Source organism: Mycobacterium sp. TH-M11 (genome assembly GCF_057473725.1).
Genome location: NZ_JBYCLD010000439.1, coordinates 1 through 7661, shown reverse-complemented (window position 1 = coordinate 7661; position 7661 = coordinate 1). Strand labels below are relative to the sequence as shown.

General features: G+C 67.3%; 7 protein-coding genes. 2 read left to right on the top strand and 5 right to left on the bottom strand.

Annotation, left to right across the window (positions count from 1 at the left end):
- On the top strand, positions 1-375 hold a 375-nt coding region (locus AC2VOG_RS17175; protein WP_486941059.1), incomplete at its 5' end, for a glycosyltransferase.
- On the opposite strand, the gene AC2VOG_RS17170 is transcribed toward AC2VOG_RS17175, so the two are convergent.
- The gene (locus AC2VOG_RS17170; RefSeq protein ID WP_486941058.1) at positions 372-2057 is read right to left on the bottom strand and encodes an MmpA family trehalose lipid delivery protein; all 1686 of its coding nucleotides are present in this window, start codon (positions 2055-2057) and stop codon (positions 372-374) included. The genes AC2VOG_RS17175 and AC2VOG_RS17170 overlap by 4 nt on opposite strands.
- 12 nt (positions 2058-2069) lie before the next feature.
- Positions 2070-3314 carry a cell envelope lipid trafficking protein PgfA gene (gene pgfA / locus AC2VOG_RS17165; protein ID WP_486941057.1) on the bottom strand — a complete coding sequence of 415 codons (1245 nt, stop codon included), beginning with the start codon at positions 3312-3314 and terminating at the stop codon, positions 2070-2072.
- 224 nt (positions 3315-3538) lie between these two features.
- Between pgfA and AC2VOG_RS17160 the strand changes: the two genes are divergently transcribed.
- Complete coding sequence (locus AC2VOG_RS17160) at positions 3539-4702, top strand: acyltransferase family protein (protein WP_486941056.1); 1164 nt, start codon at positions 3539-3541, stop codon at positions 4700-4702.
- Positions 4703-4724: 22 nt separating this feature from the next.
- Here AC2VOG_RS17160 and AC2VOG_RS17155 read toward each other — a convergent pair whose 3' ends face one another.
- From AC2VOG_RS17155 to AC2VOG_RS17145, 3 genes are all read right to left on the bottom strand, one after another.
- Positions 4725-6209 (bottom strand): AMP-binding protein, encoded by a 1485-nt coding sequence (locus tag AC2VOG_RS17155; RefSeq protein ID WP_486941055.1) that lies wholly within the window; start codon positions 6207-6209, stop codon positions 4725-4727.
- Entirely contained in the window at positions 6206-7186 is a 981-nt protein-coding gene (locus AC2VOG_RS17150) for a phosphotriesterase family protein (protein ID WP_486941054.1), read from the bottom strand. Before AC2VOG_RS17150 ends, AC2VOG_RS17155 begins: the two co-directional genes overlap by 4 nt.
- Before the next feature lie 134 nt (positions 7187-7320).
- Positions 7321-7545, bottom strand: coding sequence for a ribbon-helix-helix protein, CopG family (locus tag AC2VOG_RS17145; protein WP_486941053.1), 225 nt, complete (start codon positions 7543-7545; stop codon positions 7321-7323).
- Positions 7546-7661: the final 116 nt, after the last annotated feature.

Sequence of the window (7661 nt, the reverse complement as noted above, 5' to 3'; positions counted from 1 at the left end):
CACGGGCACGTCGGCGATGCGGCCAAGCACCTTGTGCTGCAACAGGCTTGGGTGCACGTGCTGCCGTCCCGGAAAGAAGGCTGGGGGTTGGCGGTCATCGAGGCGGCGCAGCACGCGGTGCCGACCGTCGGCTACCGGTCGTCCGGGGGGCTGGCGGACTCGGTCATCGACGGGGTCACCGGTGTGCTGGTCGACGACCACGCCGACCTGGTGAACCGGCTCGAGCAGCTGTTGGTCGATCCGGTGTTGCGCGATCAGCTCGGCACCAAGGCGCAGGTACGCAGCGTGGAATTCTCTTGGCGCACAAGCGCGGAAGCGATGCGGTCGGTGCTGGAATCGGTTGCCGCCGGCGACCGGGTCAGCGGTGTCGTCTAGCGACTGCGGAGGATGCTCACCGCGCACCCGACCGCCCCGGTGATCAGCATCGCCAGCCACGCCAAATGCGCGACGAGAGCCAGGGCGCGCCGATCCGTCGACGCGCCGGGGGCGTTGCCGCCGACACGGTAGAGCATCATGTCCCGCCCGCGATAGGCCACGGGCAGTCGCCGCAAAGTCTCTGCGGCCGTGCTCATGTCGCCGGGTGTGCCCTCCTCGACCACCAGCCATCCCACACCGGCGGCCCGGATCCGGTCCGGGTCGGCGCCGGCCAGCAGCAGTTGCTGGACCGCGCGGGCCCGGTCGCCCTCCCCGGGGACCGTCGTCCCGGAGATCGTCAGATCACCGGTGACCAGCACGTCGGCGCGCAGCCAGCGCGGCAGCGGATCCAGCACCGCGGCCGGCCCGGACCAGGCGAACCGCCGCATGGTGTCAGCCGGCAACACTGCGACCGGGGCCGGTGCGCGGTTGATGGCCGCGGCGACGGCCGCCCAGTCGCCGGGGTAGTGCACCGACGTGACCTTTCCCGCTACGCCCCACGCCAGGTCGGGTATTGCCAAGACAACGCAGAGGCAGCACAGCAGTGCTGCCGAAACGGGCCGCAGCCAGCGCCGCAACGTCAGCACCGCACCCGCTCCGGCCACCGCGTAGCCCGGCATCGCCAACGCGACCCACTTCTGCGTGTCGCGCAGCACACCCAGGCCGGGCACGGCCTGGACCGCGGCGTGCAGAACGGCCAAACCCGGGCCAGTCGCCGACGCGGCGGGAATCAGCACCGACACCGCCGCCAGCACCAGCAATGGCCGCACCGCGCGACACCGCGCCAGCGCGACAACGCCGGCGGACACCACCGCGAGCAGTACGAAGGCCGAGACCAGGGCGAAATATGTGCTGCGCGAATCTGGTACCGCGTCTGCGTTCCATATTCCGCCCAGGCTGGCCAGACTGCCCAGCGTGCCAAGTCCTGGTTCGGCCCGTGCCGCGAACGCGGCGACACCCGGCGTGTGCGCCCAGGTGCCGGACAGTGACACGCCCAGTGCCGACGCGGTCAGCCATGGCAGAGCGCCCACCACGGCGATGCCGAATATGAGTGCGGCACAACGCCGGCGCGCCATTCCGACGCCGGGCGCCGCGACACACGTGAGCCCGACCGTTGTCGCCAGCATCAACCCGCTCGGCGTCAACCCGGCCAGCGCGATCCAGAACGCCAGGCCGAAAACACCCGTCCACGAGACGTTTTCGTCCGAACGCAGCGACACTACCGTCGTGGCGACCCAGGGCAGACAGCCGTATCCGAGCAGCAGGCTCCAATGCCCTTGCAACAGGCGCTCGCCGACGTAGGGATTCCAGATCGCCACCGTGATCGCTGTGAATTCACCCCCTGCGCCGGATTCCGGCACCAGCCGGGCGACGAGTCGGGCGGCGCCCCAGCCCGCCAGCCAGAGACCCACGACCAACAGCGCCTTCACCACGACGCCGCCGTCGACAACCCGCGAAGCCACCGCGACCGCGAAATCCTGCGGCGTGGCCCGGGGAGCCGACACCAGACCGAGAGCGTTGTCGCTGAGATACGACCGCGGGGTGGACACCGCGTCGCGCAGCAACAGGTAGCCGGGCTTCAGCAGCGGGGCCACCACCAGCAGCGCCAACGCCAGCGCGTACCCGGGCCGAAACCAGCGCACCCGGTGAACTAGCTAGGGAAGATCGGGTGGCCCGGACGTCGAAGGACCTCCCGAACTCGACGGGCCCTCTCGCTTGACGTCCTTGGGCTGCGTGGGAATCTTCTCGGTCTCGGCTTCTGCTCCGGGTACCCGCGCCGGTGGTGGCTCGCCGCGTCGGAAGAAGCCGTGATCGTCGCTCTCGGGGTCCGACTCGTTCAACGCGGTCTCGGCTCGCAGGCTGAAAGAGCCGAGCAGCAGTCCCCCGATCAGCGCGATCGCGCCCGCCGCGGTGAACGTGATCGGCAGCACCCGGGACCACAAGGCCAACCGGTCGCGTTCGTTGCGCGCGGCGTTGACCTGAGACTCGACCGTCTCCTCGGTGGAGGTGACTCGGTAGTCGGCCAGCGTCACCTCCGGCTTCAACGCGTCGCGCGCGTAGTAGTGGTTGGCCCGCTCTTGCTTCTTGACGATCGTTCCCGACACCGGGTCCACCCAGAACGTCTTCTGCGCGGCGTAGTAACGGGTCATGGTGATCTTCTCGTCGGGATCGCCCGGCAGGCCCCACATCAATGCGGTGTTGGTGACCTTGCTGTCGGCGTCGTCGGCGTACAGCGACGGATACCGGACCGGCTCGGCCAGCTTGCCGTCGGCGTCGTAGCCGACGTCTTGGGTGAACTTGTAGGCGGTCAGGCCGTTGACGTCTTCTTCGCCGGTGTAGTTGGCCTCGAACGCCTTCTGCGCAATCGGGTCGAAGTAGGAGTAGGACCGCTTTTCGGTGTGGAACGGGAATCGGTAGGCCAGGCCCTCGTGGGGCAGTGCGATGTTGGTGGCCGGGCTTTCGTCCTTGAAGCCGCGCGGCTTTTGCACTGCGCCACCGGGGTGGGTGTCGTCGGACACCGCGGACGCCGTCTTGCGGTTCAGCGTGACCGTATCGACAATGGCGAGCAGCAGGCCGGAGTCCTTCTGCTTGTCGCTGCGCCGCACGGTACTACCCACCTGGAAGGTGACGACATCGGCGTTGGCGGGGGATTCGACGTCGATCTGCTGCTGGGACACCACTGGGACGTCTTTGTTGACCACGAGCTTCGGACTGTAGAGCGAAGCGGGGTCCACGACCGTCCCGTTGCCCTCGCCGATCAGCGTCGCATCGACATCGAGCGGAATCTTGGTGATGCGGCTACCGGTGTAGGTCCACAGCAGCAGCGCGGCGATCAACAACGCGGCTCCGAGTCCCATGATCCCGCACGCGGCCATCCGCAACATGACTGCTCGGTTCACGTTGCCGCGACCTCCTTCTGGTCTCGTCCGGATTCTGTACCCTCGGCGACCTGGGGTTAGACCCGCATACCGCGCTGCGGAGAAGCAAAACTCGTTCGACCCTAACAGCACTGTTTAAGGTCGCTGTTTATGTCCCCACAGTGGATAAACAGGGTGCCAGGCAGACTGTCGTCATGGACCCGGCCGGCGACCATTCAGAGCGCGGATCTGCTGACGCGCGTCGCATGAGGCCAGCGCAGGTCGGCGGCACCCGCACCTTTCTGCCCGCTGTCGAAGGCATGCGGGCCGGTGCCGCAATCGGCGTCGTCATCACCCACGTCGCGTTCGATACCGGGCACGCCAGCGGGTTCGACGGTCGGTTGTTCGGCCGCTTCGATCTCGCGGTCGCGGTCTTCTTCGCACTGTCGGGATTCCTGTTGTGGCGTAGCCACGCAGCCGCTGCCCGGGGTCTGGCGCCGCGCCCTGCCACCGGGCACTATCTGCGGTCGCGGGTGGTCCGCATCATGCCGGCCTATCTGGTTGCGGTCGTGGTCATCCTGACCCTGCTGCCCGACGGCCACCACCCGAACCTCACGGTGTGGCTCGCGAATCTGACGTTGACCCAGGTCTATGTACCGCTGACGCTGACGGCCGGGCTGACTCAAATGTGGAGTCTGTCGGTCGAGGTCAGCTTTTATCTGGCCTTGCCGATCCTCGCGATGCTGGCCGCCCGCCTGCCGGTCCGCGCCCGCGTTCCGGCGATTGCCGCGCTGGCGCTCGCAAGCCTGTTTTGGGGCTGGCTCCCGCTGCATGCTCCACCCGGGCTGAACCCGTTGACCTGGCCGCCGGCGTTCTTCTCCTGGTTCGCCGCGGGCATGCTGCTTGCCGAGTGGATCCACGGCCCGACCCGCTGGCCGCACCGACTGGCGCGGCACCGGCTGCTGATGGCCACCGTGGTCGTGGTCGCCTACCTTGTCGCGGCCTCCCCGCTGGCCGGGCCCGCCGGGCTGGTCCCGAGCAGCAACGCCCAATTCACCGTGAAAACCGCGATGGGCGCACTGGTGGCCGCGGGACTGGTCGCGCCGCTGGTGCTTGACCGGCCCGACGACAGCCACCGCTTCCTGGGCAGCGCCCCGATGGTGACGCTGGGCCGCTGGTCCTATGGCATCTTTATCTGGCATCTGGCGGCGTTGACCATGGTGTTCCCCGTCATCGGTCAATTCGCGTTCCACGGTCACCTGCCCGAGGTGCTGACGCTGACGCTGATCTTCACCATTGCGATTGCCGCGGTGAGCTACGCGCTGATCGAATCACCGTGCCGGGATGCGTTGCGGCGCTGGGAATCTCGCGGTAGGTCGGGCGCGAAGCCGACGGTGGGCCCGCGTCAAGAAGACGCAATCGCGCCTTGACGTCCGCAGCCGACGATGTGAATTAATGCGATGCGGTGGCGGTCTCCCCGCCGGCGGCGGAGCGCTGCGCAATGATGCGATCGCGGACCGCGGAGCGGCGGGCCTTGCCGGCGTCGTCGCGTAATGGAGCGTCGACGAACTCGACAGTCGCCGGCACCTTGTAGCCGGCGACGCGATCGCGCAGGAACTCTTGCACCGCGGATTCGTCCAGCGCGGTCCTGGGCTGGACCAGCGCATAGGGGACCTGTCCCAGATCGTCGTGCGGCACCCCGACGACCAAGCAGGACAGCACATCTGGGTGCTCGGACAACGCGGCCTCGATTTCGGCGGGGTAGACATTGCGGCCGCCGACGGTAAACATGTCGACTCGGCGGTCAGAGATATAGAGGAATCCGTCGGCGTCGAAGTAACCGAGGTCGCCCAACGACTCCCAGCCATCGCGTGATTTCGCGGTCGCGCCGACGTAGCGGTAGGTGGGACCGCTGCCGGGACTCGGCCGCAGATAGATCTCGCCCACCTCGCCCGGCGCGCAGCGGTTTCCGTTGTCGTCGAGCACCGTCATCTCGCCGGCCACCACCACGCCGACCGAGCCGCGGTGCGTCAGCCACTGGTCGCCAGAGATGAACGTCAGCGCCTGTAATTCGGTGCCGCCGTAGAGTTCCCACACCTTCTCCGGTCCGAGCAGGTCGATCCAGGCCTGCTTGATTGCCGGCGGACACGGTGCGCCCAAATGCCAGAACCGGCGCAGCGACGACAGGTCGAAGGCGTCGGGGTTGTCGTAATAGACCGGCAAGCACCGCTGCATGATGGTCGGCACCGTGGTCAGGAACGTGACACGGTGATCGCTGATCAGTCGCAGGAACGTCGTCGGCTCGAATCGGCTCATCAGGATCAGGTGATGGCGCATCAGCAGCGCGATAGTCGCGGTGGTAAATCCAGTGTTGTGCGACAACGGAACCGGGACCAGTGTCACGTCGCCCTCTTGGGCGCCGAGCGGATAGCCGATCGCCGGCGGGATCCGGCTGTCGCCACCGGACTCGATGAGTTTCGGACGACCGGTGCTGCCACCTGACCCCATCGCCTTCCACACCGGCGACACCGCCTCGGGCAACGTCGCGTCGGACAAGGACGGATCGGGCTCGAAACCAGCCGGCACACTGGGTATTTCGCTATCTACCCTACCGACCAACAGCGTCGGCGGCCGCAGCTCCAGCAGCCCCGCGAGCTCGGCGTCGGGCAGCCGCGCCGACAGCGGCTGCGGCACGGCGCCCAGCTTCCAGCACGCCACCACCGCCTGAATCCACTCGATTCCGTTGGGCAACACGATCGTCACGTAGTCGCCGATGCCTACGCCGCGCTCGGCGTAGGCCCGCGCCAGCCGGTTGGTCGAGCGGTCGAGTTCGCCGCGGGTCAGGGTGCGCCCGTCGCACGTGACGGCGGGCTCGTCGGGCGCGAGCGCGGCCAGCGCGGAGATCTGGGCGCCGATCGGCGGGACCGGCGCGCTCACGCGTAGGCGCCCTGCCGTTCGAAGATGCTGCGCGGATTGTCGACGAGCATGGTGTGCAGCTGCTCGTCGGTGACGCCGCGCTGCTTGAGCGCGGGGATGACGTCGTTGTGGATGTGCAGGTAATTCCAATTCGGTGCAGCGATCGGCAGGAGTTCTTCGGGTAGCGCGTCGAAGTAGCAGTTGGCGTCGTGCGACAGCACCATCTTGTCCGCATGCCCGCGCTCGCACATCGTCGCGACGATGTTGACCCGGTCTTCGAACGGCAAGATGGTGTCGATGCCGAACCGGTCCATGCCGAGGTAAGAGCCGCCCGCGATGAGCTCCTCGAGGTAGCCGACATCGGTGCTGTCGCCGGAATGGCCGATGATCACCCGGCTCAGGTCGACGCCCTCTTCTTCGAAGATCTTCTGCTGTTCCAGGCCGCGCCGCAGGCCGGCGTGGGTGTGCGTGGAGATCGGCACCCCGGTGCGCTTGTGCGCCTGGGCGACGGCGCGCAGCACCCGCTCGACGCCTGGCGTGATGCCGGGTTTGTCGGTGGCGCACTTGAGGATGCCGGCCTTGATGCCGGTGTCGGCGATGCCCTCCTCGATGTCTCGGACGAACATGTCGGTCATGGTTTCCGGTCCACCGAGTTCGGCGCCGGGCCCCACGTAGTGAAACCGGAACGGGACGTCGTTGTAGGTGTAGAGGCCGGTGGCGACGACGATGTTGAGGTCGGTGGCTGCGGCGACCCGCGCGATCCGCGGGATGTAGCGGCCCAGCCCGATCACGGTGAGATCGACGATGGTGTCGACGCCGCGCGACTTGAGTTCGTTGAGCCGATCGATGGCGTCTGCCACCCGCTTGTCTTCGTCGCCCCAGGCTTCGGGGTAATTCATCGCGATCTCGGTGGTCATGATGAACACGTGCTCGTGCATGAGCGTGACACCGAGATCAGCGGTATTGACAGTTCCGGATGCGGTATTCAGTGAGGACACGTCGCCGACTCTAGGTGCTTTACTGCTCGCACATGACGGGCTTCGGCGGACCGGTGGGCTCGCTCATCGTGCGCCTTTGTTGGGACTGAGGTCATTGGCGCAATCTGGTGCACAACTTGGTTACCACCGAGTGTTCAACGCCGGCATTGCACCGATCGATCCAGGTCATTGCTCGACGGGAAGCAGCCTGAACGCTTGCCCCCAGAGGGGTCTGAGTGTCCGCTGGCGCCAAGCGGCCGGGCTTCGCGGATCAGTGCAGCGCGTGAACGGCCACGCCGCCTTGACATCTCGATGAGTCGGCTGTCCGTGCCGTCGTCGAGGTAGATCGTCGTCTTCTGCACGGTGCCTTTGTGCCGCATATATGGCATGCCAGCTATGTGCTGTCGGCGCCCAGCCGCGGCCGACCCGGACGCACGGTCGGCAGGCCACGCCTTTTCCGTCCGGCATACAAGACACTTTTAGGTGGGTCGGGTCC